Origin of the sequence: Allorhizocola rhizosphaerae, assembly GCF_003426775.1 — a bacterium.
GTDB lineage: Bacteria > Actinomycetota > Actinomycetes > Mycobacteriales > Micromonosporaceae > Allorhizocola > Allorhizocola rhizosphaerae.
This window is the reverse complement of the sequence record NZ_QJUG01000014.1, coordinates 1-24,067: the sequence shown is the minus strand read 5'-3', so window position 1 is coordinate 24,067 and position 24,067 is coordinate 1. Positions and strand designations below refer to the sequence as shown.

General features: G+C 67.5%; 22 protein-coding genes. 18 read left to right on the top strand and 4 right to left on the bottom strand.

Annotated elements, in window-relative coordinates; all coding sequences use genetic code 11:
• Nucleotides 1–138: 138 nt before the first annotated feature.
• The 12 genes from DM816_RS04465 to DM816_RS04410 all read left to right on the top strand — a co-directional run bounded on the left by DM816_RS04465 (nucleotide 139) and on the right by DM816_RS04410 (nucleotide 13,315).
• Complete coding sequence (locus DM816_RS04465; protein WP_117208770.1) at nucleotides 139–375, top strand: hypothetical protein; 237 nt, start codon at nucleotides 139–141, stop codon at nucleotides 373–375.
• Between the two features lie 161 nt (nucleotides 376–536).
• Nucleotides 537–1,745 carry an ABC transporter substrate-binding protein gene (locus DM816_RS04460; RefSeq protein WP_117208769.1) on the top strand — a complete coding sequence of 403 codons (1,209 nt, stop codon included), beginning with the start codon at nucleotides 537–539 and terminating at the stop codon, nucleotides 1,743–1,745.
• A 1-nt stretch (nucleotide 1,746) separates the two neighbouring features.
• Nucleotides 1,747–2,739 (top strand): carbohydrate ABC transporter permease, encoded by a 993-nt coding sequence (locus DM816_RS04455; RefSeq protein ID WP_117208768.1) that lies wholly within the window; start codon nucleotides 1,747–1,749, stop codon nucleotides 2,737–2,739.
• 3 nt (nucleotides 2,740–2,742) lie between these two features.
• Nucleotides 2,743–3,564 carry a carbohydrate ABC transporter permease gene (locus DM816_RS04450; RefSeq protein ID WP_117208767.1) on the top strand — a complete coding sequence of 274 codons (822 nt, stop codon included), beginning with the start codon at nucleotides 2,743–2,745 and terminating at the stop codon, nucleotides 3,562–3,564.
• A gap of 367 nt (nucleotides 3,565–3,931) precedes the next feature.
• Complete coding sequence (locus tag DM816_RS04445; protein ID WP_246001552.1) at nucleotides 3,932–5,596, top strand: ABC transporter family substrate-binding protein; 1,665 nt, start codon at nucleotides 3,932–3,934, stop codon at nucleotides 5,594–5,596.
• 55 nt (nucleotides 5,597–5,651) lie between these two features.
• Nucleotides 5,652–6,644, top strand: coding sequence for an ABC transporter permease (locus DM816_RS04440; RefSeq protein ID WP_117208766.1), 993 nt, complete (start codon nucleotides 5,652–5,654; stop codon nucleotides 6,642–6,644).
• Entirely contained in the window at nucleotides 6,637–7,527 is an 891-nt protein-coding gene (locus tag DM816_RS04435; protein ID WP_117208765.1) for an ABC transporter permease, read from the top strand. The genes DM816_RS04440 and DM816_RS04435 overlap by 8 nt, the downstream gene beginning before the upstream one ends.
• Nucleotides 7,524–8,522, top strand: coding sequence for an ABC transporter ATP-binding protein (locus DM816_RS04430; protein ID WP_117208764.1), 999 nt, complete (start codon nucleotides 7,524–7,526; stop codon nucleotides 8,520–8,522). Before DM816_RS04435 ends, DM816_RS04430 begins: the two co-directional genes overlap by 4 nt.
• A complete protein-coding gene (locus tag DM816_RS04425) occupies nucleotides 8,519–9,517 on the top strand; it encodes an ABC transporter ATP-binding protein (protein WP_117208763.1) in 999 nt (332 codons plus the stop codon). Before DM816_RS04430 ends, DM816_RS04425 begins: the two co-directional genes overlap by 4 nt.
• A gap of 72 nt (nucleotides 9,518–9,589) precedes the next feature.
• Nucleotides 9,590–10,357, top strand: a complete 768-nt coding sequence (locus DM816_RS04420; protein ID WP_117208762.1) for a FadR/GntR family transcriptional regulator — start codon at nucleotides 9,590–9,592, stop codon at nucleotides 10,355–10,357.
• Between the two features lie 101 nt (nucleotides 10,358–10,458).
• Complete coding sequence (gene sigB / locus DM816_RS04415) at nucleotides 10,459–11,385, top strand: RNA polymerase sigma factor SigB (RefSeq protein ID WP_117208761.1); 927 nt, start codon at nucleotides 10,459–10,461, stop codon at nucleotides 11,383–11,385.
• 328 nt (nucleotides 11,386–11,713) lie between these two features.
• Entirely contained in the window at nucleotides 11,714–13,315 is a 1,602-nt protein-coding gene (locus tag DM816_RS04410) for a peroxidase family protein (protein ID WP_162907111.1), read from the top strand.
• Between the two features lie 54 nt (nucleotides 13,316–13,369).
• Here DM816_RS04410 and DM816_RS04405 read toward each other — a convergent pair whose 3' ends face one another.
• Nucleotides 13,370–15,232 (bottom strand): PhoX family protein, encoded by a 1,863-nt coding sequence (locus DM816_RS04405; protein ID WP_117208759.1) that lies wholly within the window; start codon nucleotides 15,230–15,232, stop codon nucleotides 13,370–13,372.
• 72 nt (nucleotides 15,233–15,304) lie between these two features.
• On the opposite strand from DM816_RS04405, the gene DM816_RS04400 reads away from it, so the two are divergent.
• The 4 genes from DM816_RS04400 to DM816_RS04385 all read left to right on the top strand — a co-directional run bounded on the left by DM816_RS04400 (nucleotide 15,305) and on the right by DM816_RS04385 (nucleotide 20,679).
• Nucleotides 15,305–15,778: a ribonuclease FAU-1 family protein gene (locus DM816_RS04400; RefSeq protein ID WP_211588542.1), complete on the top strand. Its 474-nt coding sequence runs from the start codon at nucleotides 15,305–15,307 to the stop codon at nucleotides 15,776–15,778.
• Nucleotides 15,763–16,515, top strand: a complete 753-nt coding sequence (locus tag DM816_RS04395; protein WP_117208758.1) for a sulfurtransferase — start codon at nucleotides 15,763–15,765, stop codon at nucleotides 16,513–16,515. The genes DM816_RS04400 and DM816_RS04395 overlap by 16 nt, the downstream gene beginning before the upstream one ends.
• Nucleotides 16,512–17,690, top strand: coding sequence for an acetoin utilization protein AcuC (locus DM816_RS04390; RefSeq protein ID WP_117208757.1), 1,179 nt, complete (start codon nucleotides 16,512–16,514; stop codon nucleotides 17,688–17,690). Before DM816_RS04395 ends, DM816_RS04390 begins: the two co-directional genes overlap by 4 nt.
• A gap of 283 nt (nucleotides 17,691–17,973) precedes the next feature.
• A complete protein-coding gene (locus tag DM816_RS04385) occupies nucleotides 17,974–20,679 on the top strand; it encodes a GNAT family N-acetyltransferase (RefSeq protein WP_246001549.1) in 2,706 nt (901 codons plus the stop codon).
• Nucleotides 20,680–20,883: 204 nt separating this feature from the next.
• Here the strand turns inward: DM816_RS04385 and DM816_RS45460 are convergent, their stop codons facing one another.
• From DM816_RS45460 to DM816_RS04370, 3 genes are all read right to left on the bottom strand, one after another.
• The gene (locus DM816_RS45460; protein WP_162907110.1) at nucleotides 20,884–21,120 is read right to left on the bottom strand and encodes a hypothetical protein; all 237 of its coding nucleotides are present in this window, start codon (nucleotides 21,118–21,120) and stop codon (nucleotides 20,884–20,886) included.
• A 177-nt stretch (nucleotides 21,121–21,297) separates the two neighbouring features.
• Nucleotides 21,298–22,092, bottom strand: a complete 795-nt coding sequence (locus DM816_RS04375; RefSeq protein ID WP_281274293.1) for a mechanosensitive ion channel family protein — start codon at nucleotides 22,090–22,092, stop codon at nucleotides 21,298–21,300.
• A 114-nt stretch (nucleotides 22,093–22,206) separates the two neighbouring features.
• On the bottom strand, nucleotides 22,207–22,530 hold the full coding sequence (locus DM816_RS04370; RefSeq protein WP_117208754.1) for a rhodanese-like domain-containing protein: 324 nt from the start codon (nucleotides 22,528–22,530) through the stop codon (nucleotides 22,207–22,209).
• Nucleotides 22,531–22,568: 38 nt separating this feature from the next.
• Between DM816_RS04370 and DM816_RS04365 the strand changes: the two genes are divergently transcribed.
• Both DM816_RS04365 and DM816_RS04360 read left to right on the top strand, forming a co-directional pair.
• A complete protein-coding gene (locus DM816_RS04365) occupies nucleotides 22,569–23,216 on the top strand; it encodes a TetR/AcrR family transcriptional regulator (RefSeq protein WP_117208753.1) in 648 nt (215 codons plus the stop codon).
• A 70-nt stretch (nucleotides 23,217–23,286) separates the two neighbouring features.
• Entirely contained in the window at nucleotides 23,287–23,982 is a 696-nt protein-coding gene (locus tag DM816_RS04360; protein ID WP_117208752.1) for an iron-dependent transcriptional repressor DtxR, read from the top strand.
• Nucleotides 23,983–24,067: the final 85 nt, after the last annotated feature.

Below are 24,067 nucleotides of genomic sequence, written 5' to 3'. Positions count from 1 at the left end.
AGGCGCGGTGCAGGTGTGCGCGGTGGCGAAGCGAAAACGCTCCACGCAGGCGGCCGCCCGACTCGGCGGGCGGGGTTTTGGGGACGCCAGGCGCGATCAGGCACGACCGGGTGCGGGGAATCATGGCATCATGGATGGATGGCGAGCTTGCCCGAGCCGGATGACGCCATCCGGCGCAGCGATGGCCTGGCGTATATGACGGCTGACAGCCCGAGCCCTTACCTGATCGAGTCCGAGATCGCGATGCTTGGCCGATTGGGGCGGGGCGGCACGCCGCGCGCCCGCCTGATGGGCCGGATCGCCGCGATTTTCCTGCTCGCGACGATGAGCCTGGGCATTCTGGCGCAGCTGATGGTGGTTTTCAGCAGCAGATGAGCCCGGACGCCGGCCACCGCGCGCCGAAGGCGCGATGCGCGACATCGGCATCGATTACGCGGTCGTGCTCACCAAGTGTGCGCCCGTGAGCGACTCAACCATGCACCCATAAGGGACCGTGCGCCCGTTAAGTGATGCATTGAAGTGGGTATGGGGCCGCCATGGGTACCCACAAATGGCTTTTTGCCGCCTCGGCGATCCTCCTGATCGGAGCGCCCGCATGCGGTGGCGGCGACCAAAACCAAGGTCCGCAAACGCTTCAAATGTATGCGTTCTCGTCGTCCCCCGCCGAGGACGCCGCGCTCAACGCGGCCATCGCCGCCTACAACAAGCTTGGCCGCCACACGGTCAACCTTAGCCTGCTCCCCGAATATGACACCGCGCTGCAAACCGCGCTGGCCGGTGGCCAGCCGCCGGACGTGTTCTACGTCAACGACAACAAGCTTCCCGACCTTGCCCGTGCGGGTGCGCTCGAACCAATCGGTGACCGCATGGACAACTCGGCCGACTTCCACGAGAGCCTTGTCAAGTCGTTCACGTTCGACGGCGTGAACTACTGTCCGCCCAAGGATTTCTCGACCCTCCAACTGGTGTACAACCCCGACGAGTTCGCCGCTGCCGGAGTCCAGCCGCCGACCACGTGGCAGGAGCTGGCCACAGCTGCCGAGAAGCTGACCAGACCAGGGCGCCCCGGCCTGGCCATGAACCCCGAGTTTTACCGCTGGGGCGTGTTCCTGGCCCAGGCGGGCGCCTGGCCGACCAACGACGACTTCACGGCCATGACCATGGACACGCCGGAGATGCGCCAGGCCCTGCAGTACGTAGCCGACCTGCACCGCAAGGGCCATGCCGCGACGCCCGCCGCGGTCGGAACCGGCTGGGGCGGCGAGGCGCTTGGCAAGGGCAAGGCCGCGATGACGATCGAGGGCAACTGGATCGTGGGCGCCATGAAGACCGACTTCCCGAACGTCAAGTATGCCGTCGCCGAACTCCCGTCCGGCCCGAAAGGCAAGGGCACCATGGCGTTCTCGGTGTGCTACGGCGTGGCGAAAGCCTCATCCAAGCGCGACGCCGCGATCGACTTCGTGAAGTTCATGACCCAACCCGAGCAGCAGCTGGCCTTCACCAAGGACTTCCCCGTGATGCCGTCGCGCCGGTCGCTGTCAGACGAGTGGCTGTCGGGCAAGACCGAACTGAAGCCGTTCGTCGACGGCGCCGCGTACGCCCGCAAGAGCGTTTTCGTGCCCGGCTTCCGCACGGTCATCGACACGCTCAACGATGGGATCCAGGGCCTCGCGGCCGGCAACCGAACCGTCGATCAAGTGATCTCGACGACGCAGCCGGCCGGCAAAGACGTACTCGGAAAATAGAATGAGGAGGGGACAGAACCTCGCCGGATGGCTTTTCACCGCCCCGGCGATCCTCGGGCTGGGCGTGTTCCTGCTCGCGCCGATCATCCTCGCGCTGTGGGTGAGCTTCCGCGACTGGAGCGCGCTCGCGCCGCTGGGCACCTCAACCCCCGTCGGCGTGAAGAACTACCACGACCTGCTCGTGCGCAGCGGCATCGTGCAGACGGACTTCGCCCGAAGCCTGCGCAACAACCTTTACTACGTGCTGGGCGTGGTCCCTGCCCAAACCGCGCTCGCGCTCCTGCTCGCGGTCATCGTCAACGCAAAACTGTTGCGCGGCAAGACCTTCTTCCGTACCGCGTTCTATTTTCCATCCGTGACAAGCTCGATCGCGGTCGCGTTCATCTTCATCTTCCTCTTCAGCCCGAATGGCGTGATCAATGCGGTGCTGTCGGCGCTGCTGCCGGGCACGGTCGATACCGTATGGCTCAACGAGGCCGACGGCGTGCTGCACATCATCGCGGGCTGGCTCGGGATCGAAAGCGGCCCAAGCGGTGGCAACATCATGGGCCTGAGCGCGTGGGACTGGCTGTCCGGCCCGAGCATCGCACTCACCGCCGTGATGATCCTCGCGGTCTGGACGACCACGGGCACCTTCATGCTCATGTTCCTTGCCGGGCTGCAGAACATCCCCGAGGAGCTCGATGAGGCGGCGCTCATCGACGGGGCCAATGCGCGGCAACGCTTCTTCCGCGTGACGCTCCCGATGCTGCGCCCGACGCTCGTGCTCGTCATCACGCTCGGCCTGATCGGCACGTGGCAGGTGTTCGACCAGATCTACGCGATGACCTCGGGCGGCCCGCAGAAGACCACGCTCACCCCTTCGTATCTCATCTATCGCGAGGGATTCGAGAACTCCGCCATGGGCAGGGCGGCTGCCATCGCGTTCATCCTGTTCGTCGTCATCCTGATATTCACAGCCCTGCAGCGACTCGTATTGCGGGAGCGCGACTGAGCCATGAAAGCCATCAGATACCTTCTGCTGACAACCTTTTCCCTTATTTTCGTGTACCCCTTCGTGCTCGCGCTGACGACCACGTTCAAAAGCCGGGCCGACGTCGCGGCGCACCCGGTGCTGCCGTGGCCGCTGGACCCGTCTTCGCGGGCGTGGGAAAACGTGCTCGTACACAGCGACTTTCCACTGTGGACGATCAACTCGATCCTGGTGACCGTGGTGGCCACGCTGCTTCGGCTTTTCCTGGACTCGCTCGCGGGCTATTCTCTCGCCCGCCTCAACTGGCGCGGCCGTAGCCTCGTCTTCGGGTTCGTGCTCGCGGTGATCGCGGTGCCGCCCATCGTGCTGACCATCCCGCGCTTCCTCGTGCTCAAGGAGCTCGGCCTGCTCAACTCGTACGCCGGGCTCATCCTCCCGCTCGCGGTCGACGCGGTCGGGATCTTCATCATGAAGCAGTTCTTCGACGGGCTCCCACGTGAGCTCGAAGAAGCCGCCCGCATCGACGGGGCCAACCTGTTCCAGACGTTCTGGCGGGTCATGCTCCCGATCGCGCGGCCCGGCGTGATCACGCTCGCGATACTGTCCTTCCAGGGCACGTGGAACGAATTCCTGCTCCCGCTGATCGTGGTCCGGGCGAGCCCGTCACACTGGACGCTCCCGTTCGGCCTGTCCACACTGGGGCGCGGCGGCGCGGGCGGGCAAACCTTCGACTACCCGGTCATGCTCGCCGGTTCGATGCTCACGATCATCCCACTCGCGATCGTGTTCATCGTGCTCCAGCGCTTCTTCGTCCGCGGCGCCACCACCGGCGCCATAAAATCCTGACCCCACCCCCACTCAACCCCACCGCCTCTCCATCGCCGTCGCCGAGGCGCTGCCGGGAGGCGTCGCCACGGGAGGCAGCAGCGCAAGGCATTGCGGCGGAAGCGGTGTGGCCGCCTTCCATCGCCGGGAAGGCGTTGACCATGAAGTTGATGCCGCGACACGCCGTCGAACATGGGCTTGAGTTCATGATCGACGAGAAAGGGGGTGGGAGGAGGGGAAGGTAACGAGATGGCAAAGATCTCGATGTGAGGGTTCTGCGATTGCGGGGTCAAAGCGTTCCCTAGGTGCACCCACCATGGAGGGAACCATGCAGATGCATCCACGTAGACGGGGCCTGATCGGTCTCGCAATGGCTAGCGCGCTAACGATGGTCATAACCTCTTGTGCGAGCGGGGGCGGCAAGACCGACGGGCCGGAGAGCTCGGTCGGGTTCGCCGAATGCGCCGGAAAGCCCAACGACTGCAACGGGGGCAAGACCAAACAGGGCGGCACCATCACGTACGCCCTGGGCAAGGACATCAAAGCGTGGAACACGCTGTCCAGCGCGGGCAACACGGTCGAGTATCAGCACGCCCTCTTCGGCGTCGTGCCACGCGCGCACCACTACTACCCCGACCTGTCGGTGCAGGTGAACAAGGATCTGTTGGACTCGGTCGAGATCACGAGCAAGGATCCGATGACCGTGGTCTACAAGATTAAGAAGGAGGCGGTCTGGAACGACGGCACGCCCGTCTCGGCCGAGGACTTCATCTACACCTGGCAGGTGCAGAACTCGCGCGACTGCCCGACCTGCAAGGCCGCGACCACTTCCGGCTTCAAGCAGGCCAACTCCGTCACGGGTTCCGACGGCGGCAAGACCGTCACGGTGGTGTTCAGCGAGCCGTTCCCCGATTGGCAGGCCATGTTCGTCCCGATCTATCCGGGCCACATCGCCAAGCAGCATGGCTCGCTCGCCGACAGCTTCACCTGGCTTGAGCAGAACGTGCCGACCTATTCGGCGGGCCCCTACAAGGTCGAGAAGTACGAGCCGAACTTCGCCGTGACGCTCGTGCGCAACGAAAAATGGTGGGGGAAGCCCGCTCCGCTGGACAAGGTGGTGTTCCGCATCATCACCAAGGATTCCGAACTCGTGCCGGCCATGCGCAACCGCGAGGTCAACGCGATCGCCCCGATCCCCACGCCCGACCTCGTGACCCAGGTGAAGCAGATTTCCGAGGCGCACTGGTATCTGGGCAAGAGCCTGTCGTGGGAGCATTTCGACCTGAACCTGAAGAACCCGTTCCTCGCCGACAAGGCGTTGCGGCAGGCCCTGTTCACCGCGATCGACCGCAAGCAGATCATCGCGAAGACGGTCGGGCAGTACGCGCCGGACACCGCGCCGATCGGCAATCACAATTTCGTCCCCGGGATGAAGGCCTACCAGGATCTCATAACCAAGACCGGCCAGGGCACCGGCGACGTGGAGAAGGCCAAAAAGATCTTGACGGACGCCGGGTACAAGATAGAGAACGGAAAACTCATCACGCCGAAGGGTGAGACCGTCCCGCCGCTGCGGATGCGCCACACCACCGGCAACCAACTGCGCAAGGACAGCTGCGAGCTGTTCGCGAACATGGTCAAGCCGCTGGGCATCGAGGTCCAGGTGGTGCAGACCGACGATCTCGGCGGCACGCTCACCGCAGGCGACTTCGACGTCATCATCTACGCGTGGGTGCTGACCCCGCTGCGCATCGGCGGCGCCCGCCAGCTGTGGCACAGCACCAGTTCCAGCAATTACGGCAAGTGGGTCAACACCGAGTCGGACCGGCTGCTCGACGAGGCGGCGCGCACGGTCGGCGACGACACCAAGGCGCACGACCTGATCAACAGGGCCAACGACCTGATGGCCCAGGACGCCTACGTGCTTCCGCTGTTCCAGCGCGAGTCGTTCCTGTCGGTGAGCAAGCAGTACACCAACCTGCGGCCCAACCCGACCAACCACGGGACCGTCTACAACGTGGGCGCATGGGGCTTACTGGACCAGGCGCAATAACGGAGGTAGCCGGGGGCCCTTTCGCAAGGGCCCCCTCTTCGAAGAGGAGGCATCAATGATCGCCTATGCGATCCGCCGGCTGCTGGTCTCGATCCCGGTGCTGATCGTGTCGTCGTTCCTGGTCTTCGCGATGATCGCGAACTCGGGCGACCCGCTGGAGGCGCTGCGCGTCACCAACCCGCCCACCCCGCCGGAGACCATCGCGCTGGAGGCCAAGCGGCTCTACCTGGACCTGCCCTGGTATGAACGCTACTGGGTGTGGCTGACCAACATCGTGCAGGGCGACTTCGGCCCGTCGGTCAACGCGAGGGAGGACATCAACGCCGAGATCTGGTCGCGGATGTGGGTGACGCTGCGCCTCGTGCTGCTGGCCATGCTGGTCGCGCTGATCCTGGCCATCCTGGTCGGGGTGACTAGCGCGGTCAAGCAATACTCCAAACTGGACTACACGGCGACCTTCTTCGGCTTCCTGTTCCTTGCCACGCCATCGTTCTGGCTCGCCATCCTGCTCAAGGAATTGGGCATCTTCGCCAATCAGGCCGACGGCGATCCGGAGAGCCGCATCTTCTTCACGTACGGGGAACGATCCGTGTTCTTGGAGGACCCGACGGCGTGGAACCAGGCGGTCGACGTCGCCGGGCACATGATCCTGCCCACGATCTCCCTCTCCCTCATCACGTTCGCGTCGTGGAGCCGGTTTCAGCGCGCTTCCATGCTGGAGGTACTCAGCAGCGACTACATCCGGCTGGCCCGCGCCAAGGGCCTGCGCTGGCGCAAAGTCCTTACCAGGCACGGCTTACGCACGGCCCTCATTCCACTCACGACGATCAGCGCGCTCGACTTCGCGGGCATCCTCGGCGGCGCGGTCATCACGGAGACCATCTTCGGCTGGCACGGCATGGGCCAGTATCTCATCGACTCCATCCGCACCCGGGACGTCTACGCGCTCATGGCCTGGCTCCTGCTCGCCGGCGCCATCGTGATCATCGTCAACCTCATCGCCGACCTCCTCTACGGCGTGTTGGACCCCAGGATCCGGCATGAGTGAAACAAAAGAGCGACCAGGGATGGGCGAGATCAAAGAACGCACGCAGTTTCAGATCGTCCGGACCCGTTTTCTGCGCCACCGCCTGGCCGTCGGCAGCCTGATCGCGTTTGGGCTCATCGTGCTCATCGCCTACGGCGGGGCGGCGCTGTGGAAGTACAGCCACACCGACATCACGCCGGACAACTCGCAGCCGCCCTCGCTCGCGCACCCGTTCGGCACCGACAGCATCGGGCACGATGGCCTCGCCCAGGTCCTGCGGGGCATGCAACAGTCGATCAAGATCGCGCTGCTGGTCGCGCTCATCGCCACCGGCGTCGGCACGGCGTGGGGCGCGGTCGCGGGCTATTTCGGCCGCCACGTGGACAACCTGCTGATGCGGCTGGCCGATCTGGTCATCATCCTGCCCGCGATCGCGGTCGCGGCGGCCATGGCCGCGGTCGGCGGGGGCAGCTGGTGGTCGATCGCGCTCATCATCGGCTCCCTGGCGAGTGCCAGCGTGTCCCGCGTCATCCGTGGTGTGGTGCTGTCCCTGCGCGAGCAGGACTTCATCGAGGCGGCAAAGGCTTTGGGGGCAAGCGATTTGAGAATCATAACCCGTCATCTGGTACCGAATGCGCTTGGGCCGCTTATCGTCAACGCCACGATACTCGTGGCGGTCGGCATCCTCGCCGAGACGGCGTTGTCGTTTCTCGGATTCGGGGTGCGCACGCCCGACATCTCACTGGGGCTGTTGATAAATCAGGCCGAGGGTGCGGTGAACACCCGGCCGTGGCTGTTCTACTTCCCGGGGGTCTTCATCATCCTCATCGCCCTGACCATCAACTTCATCGGCGACGGGCTGCGCGACGCGTTCGACCCGCGCCAGACAAGGATGCGCCGATGACGTCCCTACTCGAAGTGGAAAACCTGAGGGTCGACTTCCCCACCGAGGACGGCGTCATCACGGCCGTGCGCGGCGTGTCGTACACATTGGAGCGTGGCGAGGCGCTCGGGATCGTGGGCGAGTCGGGCTCGGGCAAGTCGGTCACATCGCTTGCCATCCTTGGGCTTCTGCCCCGCACGGCGCGCGTCAGCGGATCGGTGCGATTCGAGGGCAGCGAGCTGTTGGGACGGTCCGACAACGAGCTGAGTTCGTATCGCGGCCGGCACATCGCGATGATTTTCCAGGACCCGCTGGCCTCGCTGAACCCCGTGTACACGATCGGCGACCAGATCATCGAGGCCGTGCTGGCCCACCGCGACGTGGGCAAGGACGCTGCGCGCAGGCGGGCGCTGGAACTGCTCGACATCGTCGGCATTCCCCATGCGGCACAACGCATGCACAACTACCCGCACGAGATGTCCGGCGGCATGAAGCAGCGCGTGGTCATCGCGATCGCGATGGCCAACGATCCGGACGTCATCATCGCCGACGAGCCGACGACAGCCCTGGATGTGACCGTGCAGGCACAGGTCTTGGAGGCGCTGGAGGCCGCGCGGGAGGCGACCGGGGCCGCGCTGGTGCTCATCACCCACGACCTCGGGGTCATCGCCGGGCACGCCGACCGCCTGTGCGTGATGTATGCCGGGCGGTTGGTCGAGCAGGGTACCGTAGAAGAGGTCTTCTACACCCCGCGGATGCCTTACACGCTAGGGCTTCTGGGCAGCCTGCCTCGCATCGACGCCAGGACGCACGAGCGGCTCACCCCCATCGTCGGCGCGCCACCGTCGCTTTTGGATCTTCCTTCGGGCTGCCCGTTCCGGCCGAGATGCCCGCTGGCGCAACCGATCTGCGCAGCGGAGGAGCCCGCGCTGTTCGGTGTCGGCAAAGGACACTCGGCGGCTTGCCACTTCCACGAGAAGCTCATCAACGCTGCGGCCCGGGAGATATTCCAATGACGACGGTGCTCGAAGTGCGCGGTCTGGTGAAGCACTTCCCGGTGCGCTCGCGCGGGGTCATCAAGCGCCGCGTCGGCGATGTGCACGCGGTGTGCGGGGTGTCGTTCGACCTGGCCGAGCAGGAGACGCTCGGCTTGGTCGGCGAGTCCGGGTGCGGCAAGACCACGACGGCCCGGCTGCTGCTCAACCTGATCCCGGCCACGGCGGGCTCCGTCCACTATGGAGGGCGGGACCTGCTCAAGCTGAGCCGTTCGCAGATGCGGCCGCTGCGGCGGGACCTGCAGATCGTGTTCCAGGATCCGTTCGCGTCGCTGGATCCGCGCATGACCGTGGCGGAGCTGATCGCCGAGCCGTTGCGGATTCACTCTCTCTTCGAGACGAAGAAAGTCCGGGAGCTGATGCGCCAGGTGGGGCTCAATCCCGAGCACGCCAACCGGTTCCCGCACGAGTTCTCCGGCGGGCAGCGGCAGCGCATCGGGATCGCCCGCGCCCTCGCGTTGCGCCCCAAGGTGTTGCTACTCGACGAGCCGGTGTCCGCATTGGACGTCTCCATCCGCGCGGGCGTGATCAACCTGCTGGCGGATCTGCAGGAGTCCCTCGGGCTGTCGTACATCTTCGTCTCGCACGACCTTTCCGTGATCAGGCACGTCGCCGACCGCGTGGCCGTCATGTACTTGGGCAAGATCGTGGAGCTGGCCCCGACCGACGCGCTGTTCAACCGGGCCGCGCACCCTTACACGCAGGCCCTCATCTCGGCCATCCCGGTCCCGGACCCGCACAAGGAACGCGAGCGCCGGCGCATCATCCTCGCGGGAGACGTGCCGAGCCCGGTCGACCCGCCGTCCGGGTGCCGCTTCCGCACCCGCTGCCCGAAGTTCGCCACACTCACGGCGCAGGAGAAGCAGCGGTGCGTCAACGACGTGCCCGCGCTGCAGGATCGCGGCCAGGGCCACCCGTCGGCATGCCACTACGCCGAGGCGGTGCGCATGCTCTGACTCTTCTGATTGGGCCCAATTTTTAGACCTTTGAATTTTTCTCTCCGTGAGCGAGCGTGTCAAGCTTTGTCCATGAACGACCTAGAGCTCGCGGTGGCACCGGTACAACCCGAGCAGTTCAAGGCGAAGACCGCCGCCGAGCAACTGGTGGACCGGCTGATCACGGCCATCGCGCTTGGTGTGGTGGTACCAGGCCAGAAGCTCCTGCCCGAGCGCGAGTTCGCCGCTCGGCTGGAGGTCAGCCGGGCCACCCTGCGCGACGCGCTGCACCGGCTCGCGTCCATGGGCTATGTGACCATCCGGCGCGGCCGGGCCGGAGGCGTGTGGGTCAACTCGGCCTGGGGCCCGGAGTCGCCCTCACACATCCGCGACATGCTGCTGCCCCGCTGGCAGCACCTGCAGTGGCTGTTCGACCTGGCCAAGGAGATCGTGCCGTTGATCGCGCGCACCGCGGCGCAGCGACGCAACCAGCGTGACATCGAGGACCTGCGCGCGGCCGTGGCGATGTATGCCAAGGCCACCGAGCGCGACGCGATCCGGTCCGCCGACCGGGCCCTGCACCAGTGCATCGCGGCCGCCACGCACAACCCGTACTACGCGAGCCTGGACAACCAGCTGCGCAATCAGCTCTCGTTCGGCACCGGCTCGCTGCCCTACGACCCCGACATCCACCGGCGCGCGCAGCACGATCACGACGCGCTCGCCGAGCTGGTCATCGCGGGCGACAGCGAGCGCGCCGGGCGGGTCGCCTACGCCCACTTCGTCGATTTGGTGGAGACGCCGATGCTCAGGTTGCGGGACCGGGTACTGGCCGGGGAGAGCGAGCGATTGCCGGTTTAGGCCGCATTGGCACCACTTTGCCCGGCCACCAGCTCACCGCCGTTTCACGCGGAGGCCGTCACCCTGTAGTTACGTTTCTCGCTGCAACGGGGAGTTGAGTGATGACCTACATGTTGGATCTGGACGAGGTTGAGACCCAGGGTGCCGCCACCGATCTGGTCCGCGCCTACCTGAACCTCATCGGCCGCACCAAGCTTCTTACGGCCGAGCAAGAGGTCGAGCTTGCCAAGCGCATCGAAGCGGGGCTGATGGCGGCTCACCTCATCGACAACGGAGCGTCCGATCCGGACCTGCGGATCGTGGTGCGGGAGGGCAAGGCCGCCAAGGATCATCTGCTGGAGGCCAACCTGCGCCTCGTGGTGTCGATCGCCAAGCGTTACACCGGTCGCGGCATGGCATTCCTGGATCTGATCCAGGAGGGCAACCTCGGCCTGATCCGCGCGGTGGAAAAGTTCGACTACGCCAAGGGCTACAAGTTCTCCACCTACGCCACGTGGTGGATCCGCCAGGCCATCACCCGCGCCATGGCCGACCAGGCCCGCACCATCCGCATCCCCGTGCACATGGTGGAGCAGGTCAACCGCATGGTCCGGGTGCGCCGCGACCTGGCGACCGCACTGGGTCGCGAGCCGTCCATCGGGCAGATCGCCAAGGCGCTGGAAATCCCCGAATATCAGGTCATCGAGCTTATCTCGTATGATCGCGAGCCGGTCAGCCTGGATCAGAGCGTCGGCGAGGACGGCGAGAGCTGCCTGGGCGACTTCGTCGCGGCGGACTCCCAGATCGAGTCGGTCGTGCAGGGCCAGCTGCGGGACGAGGTCGAGATCGTACTGTCCACGTTGTCGCAGCGGGAGCAGGCCGTGATCCGCCTGCGCTTCGGCTTCGACGACGGCCGCGCACGCACGCTCGACGAGGTGGGCAAGGAGTTCGGCCTGTCCCGCGAGCGCATCCGCCAGATCGAGAAGACCACGCTGCACAAGCTGCGCCACGGCGACCGCGGCACGCGTCTTTCCGCTTACGCCGCTTGACATATCGCCGCTAGACATCAGCTCACCGGCCCCGGGGCATCCGCCCTCGGGGCCGCAAACTTTTCTCGGGTCACACTCCCGGCAGACCTCCACTAAATTCGATCACCTTCTATCCCTCGCGGCCGGCCGGACGGCATGCATGAGAGGTCAGCGCTCAATCCGGACAGTCGGCCGGTCCGGGTTCCCGCGGTCGGCACACCGTCGGTGAGCTTTTGTTTCACCTCTCCACTAAGGGAATTTCGTCCATGTTGCGAAACCGCCATCTATTCAATGATGGGGAAACCTGGCTGGAAGCGCTTCCACCCTTCAGCAACAGGAGGTTGTGCTTGTGAAACCCGAACCAGGCCACGTGAATCGTCGGCGGTTCCTAACAGCCCTGGGCGTCGGCACCGCAGCGGTGGCGCTTTCCCCCACCCAGGCCCTCGCCGCCAGAATCAGAGAAGAGGCAGCGGCCGCTGCCACGCAGCCGGACCGCTTCGGCCGGATGTTCCCGGCGCTGCCCTCATTCATGGCCAGCACGACGGAGCCCGCGTTTCAGCGGACCATCGACGCGATGGTCGACATCGGCGAGTTCGGGCACGTGCTCGACGCTCGGGACCAGCTGGGCCGCGGCCCGGTCGCCCTCATCGCCGACCCGGCGCTGAGCGCCAACAACCAGAACAACCCCAACCACGTCGCCGGCACCACCTTCATCGGCCAGTTCCTCGACCACGACATGACGTTCGACGCACAGTCGCGCCTCGCGGTCGTCACCCCGCCGGAAAACTCCCCCAACACCCGGACCCCCGCGCTCGACCTCGACTCGCTCTACGGCGCGGGCCCTAACGCCTCGCCGCAGTTCTACAGCTCCACCGACCGCGCCAAGCTGCGCATCGAGAGCGGTGGCAGGTTCGAGGACGTGCCGCGCGGCAGCAACAACGTGGCCATCATCGCCGACCCGCGCAACGACGAAAACGTCGTCATCAGCGGGCTGCAGGCCGCATTCATCAAGGCACACAACCGAATCGTCGACCAGGTGCGCGCTGCGAACCCGGGCGGAACCGTCGACGCCATCTTCAACCAGGCCCGGCAGATCCTCACCTGGCACTACCAGTGGATCATCTTGAACGAGTTCCTGCCCCAGATCATCGGTCAGGATCGCGTGAACAACATCCTCAGCCAGGGCCGCCGGTGGTACACGCCGGTCTCCGGGCAGCATTTCATCCCCGTCGAATTCCAAGGCGCGGCATACCGTTTCGGACACAGCATGGTGCGGCCCTCGTACCGGGTCAACCTCGCCGGAAACCCCGACGGCAGCGCATTCTTCGCGATGATTTTCGACCCCAACGCCGACGGACAGGCGGACCCGATCGACATGCGTGGCGGGGCACGCGCCCCACGTCGCTTCATCGGATGGCAGACGTTCTTCGACTTTGGACCGCAGTTCACCGATCCCGGCTCGACCAATCCCGCGATCCGGCCCAACAAGCGGATCGACACCAAGATCTCCACCCCGCTGTTCCGGCTGCCGCTGCGCGCGATCGCGAGCGGCGAGCCGCCGATCGCGCTGCCGGTGCGCAACCTGTTGCGGCACATCACGTGGCAGATCCCGTCCGGCCAGGCCATCGCCCGTCAGATCGGCGCGACCGTGCTCGGCGCATCCAGCTTCCAGGAGCTGACCCGGTACACCATCGGACTGGAGAACAACACCCCGCTGTGGTACTACATCCTCAAAGAGGCCGAGCTGCTGGAGCAGGGGCTTCGCCTGGGCCCGGTCGGCTCGACCATCGTCGGCGAGGTCTTCATCGGACTGTTGCAGCTCGCCCCCGGCTCGTATCTGCGTGACAACCCCGGGTTCCGGCCGTCCCTACCGCGCCGGAACGCGAACACCTTCACCATGGTCGATCTGCTCACCTGGGCTCAGGTCGATCCGACGAGCCGCGGTCAGTAGCCGTCCTCATCAGACGATGCCGGGGTGTCCACTGCGGACACCCCGGCATGCTGCTCAGCTGCCGATCACGCCGCCGTCGTGCTTGCGGATGACCAGCGTGGCCGCGCGCGGACGCCCGTTCGGGTCGAAGTCGGGCCAGTTGCTGACCGCCCGCGGGTTGGCCGGCGTGGGCGTGCCCCAGAAGTTGGTGGCCTCACCCGGGTGCTGCACGTTGACGAACAGCGTGCGGGAGTCGGGCGTGAACGTCAGACCCGTGATCTCGCAACCGCGCGGCCCGACCAGGAAGCGGCGGATCTCGCCGGTCCGCGGGTCGGCCGCGAGCAGCTGGTTGTTGCCGATGCGGTCGTAGCCGCGGTCGGGCCGGTTCTGCGCTGAGTTGGAGATGTCGGTCTGGATCCACAGCCGGCCGTCGCGGTCGAAACCGATCCCATCCGGCGAGCCGAAGATGTTGGTCTCGTCAAGCTCGACGGACGGGTCATACTGCGGGTCGCCCGCGAGCAGGAAAATGTCCCACTCGAATGCGGTGTCACCCTTTTCCAACCATTTAATGATGTGGCCGTACGGGTTGGGCGTGCGCGGATTGGCCGCGTTGCCGCCGTTTCCGTTCGTGAGGGTGACGAACACCTCGTGCGTCTTCGGGTGTACCGCGATCCATTCCGGACGGTCCATCGGGGTGGCACCCACGGCGTCGGCCGCCTGCCGCGTGCGCAGCAGGACGTCGGCCTGGTCGGCCCAGCCGTTGGCCTTGGTCAGCGGGCCCTGGCCGTGCACCAGCGGGAGCCATTGACCGGTACCATCATCATTGAATTTGGCGACATAAAGCGTGCCGTGGTCCAGCGGGCTGCGGCCGAACAGCCGCTGCACGCGCCACGAGCCGCTGCCCACGAACTTGTAGATGTAATCGCCCGTCTGGTCGTCGCCGCTGTAGGCCACGACCCGGCCACGGGACTCCGTGAAGGTCATGCCCTCGTGCTTGAACCGGCCGAGCGCGGTGCGCTTGACCGGCTTGGCGTCCGGGCGGCGCGGGTCGATCTCGACGCCCCAGCCGAACCGGTTGACCTCATGGGGATTGGCCGCGACATCGAAGCGCGGGTCGGCCTCGTGCCAGCGGGCGCCGCCGTTGCGGGAAACGCCGTAGCGGGCGTGCTCGGGCGTGGGCGTCCACGTAGTGCTGGTCGTGCCGAAGTACTGGTTCCAGTTTTCCTCGCACGTCACGTAGGTGCCCCACGGGGTCGGACCGCTGGAGCAGTTGTTGAGCGTGCCCATGGGCGGGTTGTTGGCCCGCAGCTTGGGGTGGTCCGCCGGGACCGGGCCGGAGAACGCGACCGGCGTCGAGCCGGTGATGCGCCGGTTGTAGTGCGAGTCGACCAGGCGCCATTTCCCGTTGACCTTGGCGATCTGCACGACGCTGACGCCGTGTCCGGCAAGGGCCTTGTCGACCTTCTCCTTGGTCAGTACCGCGTCGCCGTCCGGATAAATCATGACCGCGTCGGTGTATTCGTGGTTGACGGCCAGCAGCCCACGGTTGTGCGACAGCGGGAAGTAGGCCATGCCGTCGTGGTTGAAGCCGATCTGCTGCGCCTGCTCGGCCGCGGTGTTGGACGCGTCCTTGCGCCAGGCCGGCCCGTTGGACCGGATCGGTGTCCCCCACGGGATGAGCACGTCCACGCTGTAGCCCTCGGGCACGACCACCGCGTCGGCGCTGCCGGCCGGCACGGCGTCAAAGCCGAGCAGGTCACGCTTCTTGGGCGCGGATGCCGGCGCAGCCTGGGCCGGGGTCGCGGTGAGGAAACCGGCGGCCACGGCCGTGCCGCCCACCACCACGGCACGACGCGAAACGCGGGCCGCCATCACCTCCTGGAACGGGCGGTTGCCCGAGGTGTTGGAGCTTAAGTCATCAGGGTCGAGGGAAGTCATTTCGCGAACCCTAAGGACGGCGGTTAACTGGGCCACAGCCACGAGGTGAACGGTGCACTAAGTTCGTCAGTCGTGGAAGAAGTTGTAGTGCGGCTGGTCAAGCATTCCCGCCCCGATACCACCTATCGGGCGTCGGTCGTCTCAGACGATGGCACGCATGTGGTGGTGCGGGCGCCGTGGAGCGGGCCGGGCACCAGAGACATGGGGTTCGTCCGGTTCGAGGGCGGTGATCTGTTCACCGAACACTTCTGGCGCGATCGCTGGTACTCGATAAAAGAGGTCCACGACTCGGACGGCGGCCTCAAGGGCTGGTACTGCGACATCGCGCGACCGGCCGTGGTGACCGAGGGCGAGATCGTGGTCGAGGACCTGTATCTGGACCTGTGGGTGGGCGCGGACGGATCGATCATCCGGCTGGACGAGGACGAGTTCGCGGCCGCCGGGCTCGATCCGGTCACGGCCGAGCGGGCGGTGCGGGCGCTCGACGAGTTGGAGGCGCACTGTCGTACCCGTGTGATTGGGTATGGGTTGTGGGACGAGCTTTGATTGCCGCTTCGGCTATTCCCGAGCGGGCGACGATTCTCGATGTGCGCTGGCGCCTCGGCGGGCCGCCGGCCATCGATGACTACCTTGCCGGGCACATCCCCGGCGCGGTGTTCGTGGATCTGGAGGAGATGTGCGGGCCGCCAGGCGCGGGCGGGCGCCATCCACTGCCCGATCCGCCTGCGCTGCAAAGGGTGCTGCGGCGGGCGGGGGTGCAGGCCGGCCGGCCGGTGGTCGTCTACGACTACGGCGACGGCATGGCGGCCGCGCGGGCCTGGTGGACGCTGCGGTGGGCCGGGCACCCCGAGGTGTTCGTTTTGGAGGGCGGGTTTCCAGCCTGGGATGGGCCGGTCGAAGCTGGGTCTGACTTTGTGGTCAGGCCCGGTGGCATGCCCGTGCTGAGCGCTGATGACGCGGCACGCGTGGCAAAGGAGGGCGTGCTGCTCGACGCGCGGGCGCCCGAGCGGTTCCGGGGCGAGACCGAGCCCATCGACCCGGTGGCCGGGCACATCCCCGGGGCGCGCAACCTGCCATACGCTTCTCTCGTCGCTGTCGGGCAGGCCGCGCTTCCCCTGGGCGCCAAAGAGATCGGGGCCTACTGCGGGTCCGGTGTCACGGCGGCGCACACCATCCTCGCGCTGCACGAGGCGGGGCGCGACGATGCCGCGCTCTACGTGGGCTCGTGGAGTGAGTGGATCACCGATCCCGACCGTCCGATCGCGACAGGGGACGAGCGATGAAGTCCGTGGTGATGTGGAGCGACGAGCTGCTTAAATATGATCTCGGCGATCACCCGCTCGACCCGGTGCGGGTGGAGTTGACCATCGCGCTGGCCCGTGAGCTGGGCGTGCTCGACCGGCCCGGGGTGGCCGTGCGGGCGCCCGTGCCCGCCACAGAGGCGGAGCTGCTGCGGGTGCACCGGGCCGACTACATCGAGGTGGTGAAGGTCGCGCCCGATGACCCGTTCTTCCAGGGGTGGGGGCTCAACACGGCCGACAACCCGGTGTTCGACCACATGCACGAGATCTCGGCCCTGGTGGCCGGGGCGACCGTGGCGGCGGCGCGGGCCGTCTGGTCCGGCGAGGCGCAGCGCGCGGTCAACGTGTCCGGCGGGCTCCACCACGCCATGCCCGCGCGGGCCGCCGGGTTCTGCGTCTACAACGACCCGGCCGTGGGCATCGCCGACCTGCTGGAGGCGGGCGCGGAGCGGGTGGCCTATATCGACATCGACGTGCATCACGGCGACGGGGTGCAGGAGATCTTCGCCAACGATGCCCGGGTGCTGACCGTCAGCCTGCACGAGAGCCCGCTCTCGCTGTTCCCGGGCACGGGGTTCGCCCAGGAGACGGGAGGTCCCGAAGCCCCGGGGTCCGCGGTCAACGTGGCGCTTCCGGCGGGCACCCGCGACAGTGGGTGGCTGCGGGCGTTCCACGCGGTGGTGCCGAGCGTGCTGCGTGCGTTCCGGCCGCAGATCGTGGTGCTGCAGGCGGGCGCCGATACGCATGCCCGCGACCCGCTGGCCAACCTGCGGCTCACGGTCGACGGGCAGCGCGCCGCGGCACTGGCCGTGCGGGCGCTGGCCGACGAGCTGTGCGAGGGCAAACTGGTGGCCACGGGCGGCGGGGGTTACGCGCTGATGGAGGTCGTGCCGCGCACATGGACGCACCTGCTGGCGCTGGTGACCGGCGACCCGCTCGATCCGCTCACGCTCACGCCGCCGGGGTGGCGGGCTTTGGCGCGCAAGCGTTTTCCCGGGCGGGACGTGCCGCTGCGGCTGACCGATGACGGCGACGTCTCGTTCGAGCCGTGGCAGCCCGGGGTCGGCGGCGACGACCCGCTCGACCGGGCGATCCTCGCGACGCGGCAGGCGGTGTTTCCGTTCTTCGCGCTGGATCCGTTGGATGCCCGGGACTAATTGCTCGGTTGGTGGGTGGGGGGAAGTTAGGGATTCCGGCCGTGGGGAAAAGTTGTGGGGGCAGGTGGAGCCTCCGGGAGCGGGTGGCTCCCGACGGTGCGAGGGTGCGGTGAGCCGGGAAGGCGCCCGAGGCCGGCCGTGAGCCGATGCCCGGCCGGTGAGTGGCTCCCGACGGCGCGAGGGTGCGGTGAGCCGGGAAGGCGCCCGAGGCCGACCGTGAGCCGATGCCCGGCCGGTGAGTGGCTCCCGACGGCGCGAGGGTGCGATGAGTGTGGGAGGTGACATGAGCCGGGCGGCGGATGTATTGCTCGCCGATGGCATGACGGTCCACTTGCGACCGATCGAGCCGTCGGACGCCGATGCGGTCGTGGCCATGCACAGCCGGTTCTCCGAGCGGACGCGTTATATGCGCTACTTTTCGCCCTATCCCCGGATTCCGGCGCGCGACCTGCACCGGTTCGTCAACGTGGACCATCGCGACCGGGAGGCGTTGGTGGTTGCGGCGGGCGACGACCTGATCGCGGTCGGGCGCTACGAGCGGCTCGGCGAGGCGGCGGCCGACGCTGAGGTGGCGTTCGTGGTCGCGGACGCATACCAGAGGCGCGGCGTCGGCTCGGTGCTACTGGAGCACCTCGCCGCAGCGGCGCGCGAGGCGGGCATCGAGCGGTTCGTGGCCGAGGTGCTGCCCGCGAATTCGGCCATGCTCAAGGTGTTCGCCGACGCTGGATATGAGGTGAGTCGGCGCTACGCGGATGGTGTGGTGCACTTGACGTTCCCGGTGGCGCAGACCGAGCGGTCGCTTGCCGTGCAATGGGAGCGGGAGCATCGCACGGAGGCCCGGTCGGTGGCCCGCCTGATGCGCCCGTCGCGCATAGCGGTCTATGGCGCGAGCCGCACGGGGCGGGGTGTGGGCGCGGCGCTGCTGGCACACCTGCGCGCCAGCGGCTTCCCCGGCCCGATCGACGTGATGGCGCCCGGGGAGAGCCCCGCCGGAGGGGTGGCGAGTCGCAGCGAGGGGTCGCGCGGCCACGCGCTGGGCTCCGGCGACCACGCACTGGACTCGGGCGCAGACGCGGCGGGCTCCGGCGACCACGCACTGGACTCCGGCGCAGACGCGGCGGACTCCGGCGGAGAGGCGGCGGGGCGAGGGGGCGAGGCGGGCGGCGCGGGGGCGGCTGATTTGGCGGTGGTGGCGGTGCCTCCGGGGTCCGTTCCGGAGGTGGTGGCGGATGCCGCCGCTGCGGGCGTGCACGGGTTGCTCGTGATAACCGATCTCGATCCGGCACGGCGGCACGAGCTGGTGCAGCAGGCCCGGCAGGCGGGCATGCGGGTGATCGGGCCGGCGAGTCTGGGGTTGGCCAACAACACGGTTCCGCTCAACGTGACGCTCGTGCCGCACCTGCCCCGGGGCACGGGCCTGACGGGCCGGGTGGCGCTGTTCTGCCAGTCCGGGCCGCTGGGGCTGCAGTTGCTGGCCGAGGCCGACCGGCGCGGGCTGGGCATGTCCAGTTTCGTGAGCGTGGGGCGGCGGGCCGATGTGTCAGGCAACGACCTGCTGCAATTTTGGGCCGACGACCCCGACACCGATGTAATAGCCATGTACCTGGAGACGTTTGGCAACCCGCGCAAGTTCTCGCGCATCGCGCGGGCGGTGGGGCGGCGCAAGCCCATCATCGTGCTGGCGGGTGCTGGTGACGCATCGCTTGGCGGTGCTGTGGCAGGGGCAGACCGCCGCGATTCGTCACTTGCATACGAGACCGGCCTGCAGGAGTCCACTTTGGACACCTCGGCGATGGAGGCGTTGCGGGCACGGTCGGGCGTGATCGAGGTGGACACGGTCGCGGAGTTGTTCGATGTGGCCGAACTGCTGGACAGCCAGCCGCTGCCGACCGGTGACCGGGTCGGGATCGTGAGCAACGCCTTCTCGCTCGCGGCGCTGGCCAGTGCGCGGGCGCGCAAGGCGGGGCTGCGGGTGGGCCGGGTGGGTTCGGTGGGCGCCGGGGCGACACCGGCCGAGCTGGCCGAGGCTGTCCGGTCCACTTTGCACAGTGACGACGCCGATGCGCTGGTCATCGTCGTGGCGCCGCCGTTGCCGACCGGGCCGATGGCGGAGGTGGACTTCACGCCGTTTGCCGACGCGCTGGCGGGGGCCGTGGCCGGGGGCGACAAACCAGTGGTGGCAACCTATCTGTTCGGCGATGGGCCCGCGGGTGTGCCCACCTATCGCTCGGTGGAGGAGGCGATCCGCGCGCTCACCCACGCCATCCGCCGGGCGGCCTGGTTGCGTGAGCCTGCCGGACAGCTGCCCGCCCCGGTCCATCCTCCCGAAGAAGGCGCTATCGACGAATTGCTGCGCGCTTATGGCGTACCCACAAAGGAATCGAGGAGAGCGAGGAGCGCGGAGCAGGCGGTCGCCGCGGCGGAGGAGCTCGGTTTGCCGGTGGCGCTCAAGGCCATCGACCATCCACATCGGATAGACCTGGGCGCGGTGCGGCTCAACCTGGGGTCGGCGGAGCTGGTACGCGACGCCTACGCCGATCTGCGAGGGCTCTTTGGGCACGAGGTCGTGGTGCAGGGCATGGCGCCGCCGGGGGTGGCGTGCGTGGTCGAGGCGCTCGACGATCCGGCGTTCGGGCCGGTGGTCGGGTTCGGGCTGGGCGGGCCGGTGGGCGAGCTGGTGGGCGACCGGGCGTGGCGGGCGGCGCCGCTGACCGATCGCGATGCCGCGTCGCTGGTGCGTGCCCCGAAGGCGGCCCGGCTGCTCGACGGCATGGACCTGGACGCGCTCGCGGAGCTGCTGGTCCGGATTGGACAGTTCGCCGATGAGGTGCCGCGGCTCAAGCGGCTCACCCTCAACCCGGTGCTCGTGCACGCCGACGGCTGGACGGTGCTGGACGCAACGGGCCAGCTGGACGAGCCTGGCGCCGCCGCACGGCCGGACACCGGACCCCGCCGAATGAGAAGTGCAACTCCAGGGTTGCACATGTGACACCTTGATGGCATGCGGATCGAACGACACGTGACGATCGCCGCCTCGCTCGACCGTGTCCGGGAGCTGGTCACCGAGCCCCACCTGGTGGAATTGGTCACGACGTCGACCACAGCGGGGTCGACGAGCTCGACGCGCCCGAAGAGGCGCGCCGCAAGGCGGCCGAGGACAACACGGGCGGATGGGAGCACGAGCTTAACGAGCTCAAGCAGCGTGCGGAAAATCTGACGAGTGACAGTTGAGGGCGTGCTCGCGGCGCTGGCCGATCCGCCCCGGCGCCAGGTGCTCGACACCCTCGCGGCGCTTGGCGAGGCGACGGCCACGGCGATGGCCGATCCGCCCCGGCGCCAGGTGCTCGACACCCTTGCGGCGCTTGGCGAGGCGACGGCCACGGCGCCGGCCGCACAGCTGCCGGTCACCAGGCAGGCCGTGCTCAAGCACCGCAAGATGCTGGAGTCGGCCGACCTGGTGACACACGAGCGGAGCCGCCGCGAAGTGCGCTACACCGTCCAATCGCAACAGTTGGCGGCGACGGCACATTGGTTGGCCGGGCTCGCCGACGAATGGGATCGCCGGCTCGCCCGGATCAAGCGCCTGGCCGAAGGCATCCAGCGTGGGTCACGACCTGCGCCCCCGCGCCTGGTCGCGCAGTTGCTCAGCGGTCGGGGTCGTGGTCGCGGTGCCCGGCTTGACATCGCGGGCCTGTGTCCCCGTGCCCGTGTATGCGGGTTGCGACATCCGATCCCCGGCCGGCTTCATGGTCGCCTCCTGTGTGCGAGTCTCGGCCATGCGCCGGGTCTCGCCCTCCGCGCGGTTGAGCATGCGCTCCCAGCGTTCGCGCATCGGCTGGATGAGACCACCACCCAGGCCGACGATGAGGATGCCACCGATCGTGGCCAGCACGGTGATGAGCACCGGCAGGGTGACGGCGGTCGCGATCCCGATCTGGTTGAGCGCGGCGATCGCACCCAGCGCGATGATGACCACCTGCGCCGCACGGGCCAGGAACCGGCCGTACGGGAACTGCGACAGCGCGTTGGCCACGATGTCGAACACGGCGTTGGCGATGGCCACCGCCACGATCGTGATCACAACGGCGACCAGCAGCCTGGGCAACCACGCGATAATCGTGTTGATCACATTGCTGACCGGGTTCGGGCCGAACACGTTGAACGCGATCTGGAACGTGAACAGCAACGCTGTGTAGTACACCAGCTTGCCGACCAGGCCGCTCGGCTCGTATCTGCCGGTCCACCTCCGCATCTGGGTGCGGTCCGCGAGCCGGTTGAACCCGACCCGGGCCAGCACCCGGTCAACCACACGACCCAGGATCTTCGCGATAATCCAACCAACAATGAGTATCGCGAGGAAGCCCAGCGCCCTGAGAGACCAAGTGCCCAATTGGTTGAGCATGTTCTGCCATGTCTCGTTCACGGTTCCTTGCCCTTCCGGCCACTTCCGCTTCCGGACTTTCCGGACTTATCTGTTTTGTACCTCAGTAGGGGTACTACGGGCAGGTCAATCCATTTATTCGGTCGCCAACCCGGCGGCTGTCCAGTCCTCAATACCCTCGCGATATTTACGGACGTTGGTGTAGCCGAGCGCGAGCAAGCGCTGGGCGACCCGCTCGCTGTTGGGGCAGGCGATGTTGGAGCAGTACGTCACGATGGCCGCGCCCCGGTCCGGGAGCAGCCGGGCGGCCTGGGCCGCGACGTCGGCCTCGATCAGCGGGATCGCGCCGGGCAGGTGCTGCTTCGCGTAGTAATCCCCGCCGAGCGCGTCGACGACGGTGACCCCGCCGGCCTCGATGGCCGCGCGCAGCTCTTCCCGGGTAATGAGAGGGGTGGTCATGGTTTCTCCCTTGGTTCGATCTGGACTACAGTCCGGTTATGGATTCATACGGTACCGGACCGCAGTCCGATTACAAGCGGCTTGAGTTGTTGCGTAGCTCACCCCCGCCCGCGGAACGGGCCGATGCCGCACGCAACCGGGCGGCCGTGCTCGACGCGGCGGCCAGGCTGTTCCGCGAGCACGGCGTCGACGGCGTGTCGATGGACGCGATCGCGGCCGAGGCGGGCGTCGGCAAGGGCACGCTGTTCCGGCGGTTCGGCGACAAGGCGGGCCTGGCGGTGGCACTGCTCGACGCGCGGGAACGGGAACTGCAGGAGGCGATCCTGTTTGGACCCGCGCCGCTGGGGCCCAACGGCAAAACCACTGCGGCCCGGAGGCTTGAGGCGTTCGTGTCCGCTTATCTCGACTACGCGCTGGCCCATCTCGATCTGGCGCGCATGTCGGAAACGGCCTCGGCCGGAAACCGGTACCGCCTAGGCGCTTACAGGTTTTGGCATCAGCACGTCGCGCTGCTGCTGGCCGACCACTCGCCGGACCCGGAATCCGACGCGCACACCCTGCTCGCCCCGCTGGCGGCCGAGCACCTGCGAGCGGTCCTCGCGGAGACCGGCGAGAAACGATTGCGAAAGTCCATGCTCCGAAACGCCGCGTCGTACGTGGAATATCCGCAGCCCAGGCGGGCTTGATGCTGCTGACGACGGTTTTGTCGGGGGCACCCAATAGAATTGCCGCCAGCTGCATGGAGAGGGCGCCGCGATGTCACACGATCTGATCGACACCACAGAGATGTACTTGCGTACCATCCTCGAGCTCGAGGAGGAGGGTGTCCCACCGCTGCGTGCCCGCATCGCCGAGCGGCTGCACCAGAGCGGGCCGACGGTGAGCCAGACCGTCGCCCGGATGGAGCGCGACGGGCTGGTCAACGTCGTCGAGACCGACCGGCATCTCGAGCTCACGGCCAACGGCCGAGCCCACGCGGTGGCCGTGATGCGCAAGCACCGCCTGGCCGAGCTCCTGCTCGTCAACGTGATCGGCATGCCATATGAGGAGGCCCACTCGGAGGCCTGCCGCTGGGAGCATGTGATGAGCGACGCCGTCGAGCGGCGGGTCTATGAGCTGCTCAACCGGCCGACCCGCTCGCCTTACGGCAACCCGATCCCGGGGCTTGACGCGCTTGACGTCGCCATCAAAGACGAGTCCGGTGCCGTGCCGCCGCCGGTCGAGCGCAATCTCGCGTTCCCGGGTCTGAGCGGGCAGGTTGTCGTGCGGCGCATCTGCGAGTCGGTGCAGACCGACGCCGAGGTGCTGCGCCAGCTGCACGCGGCGGGCATCGACCCGGGCACCACCGTCAGCGTGGCGCAGGAGCGCGACAGCGTGCGCATCGACCAGGGCGAGGGCCAGATCCGGCTGCCGCGCGAGGTCGCCTCACGCGTGTTCGTCACGGCCCGCTAGGCACCCAGCCCTGCCACGAGCGGCGCCCGCGCGGTCGGCTCGCGCGTGTGGCGCGCTGAGCACCCGCGGCCCCTACGGGCGGCGC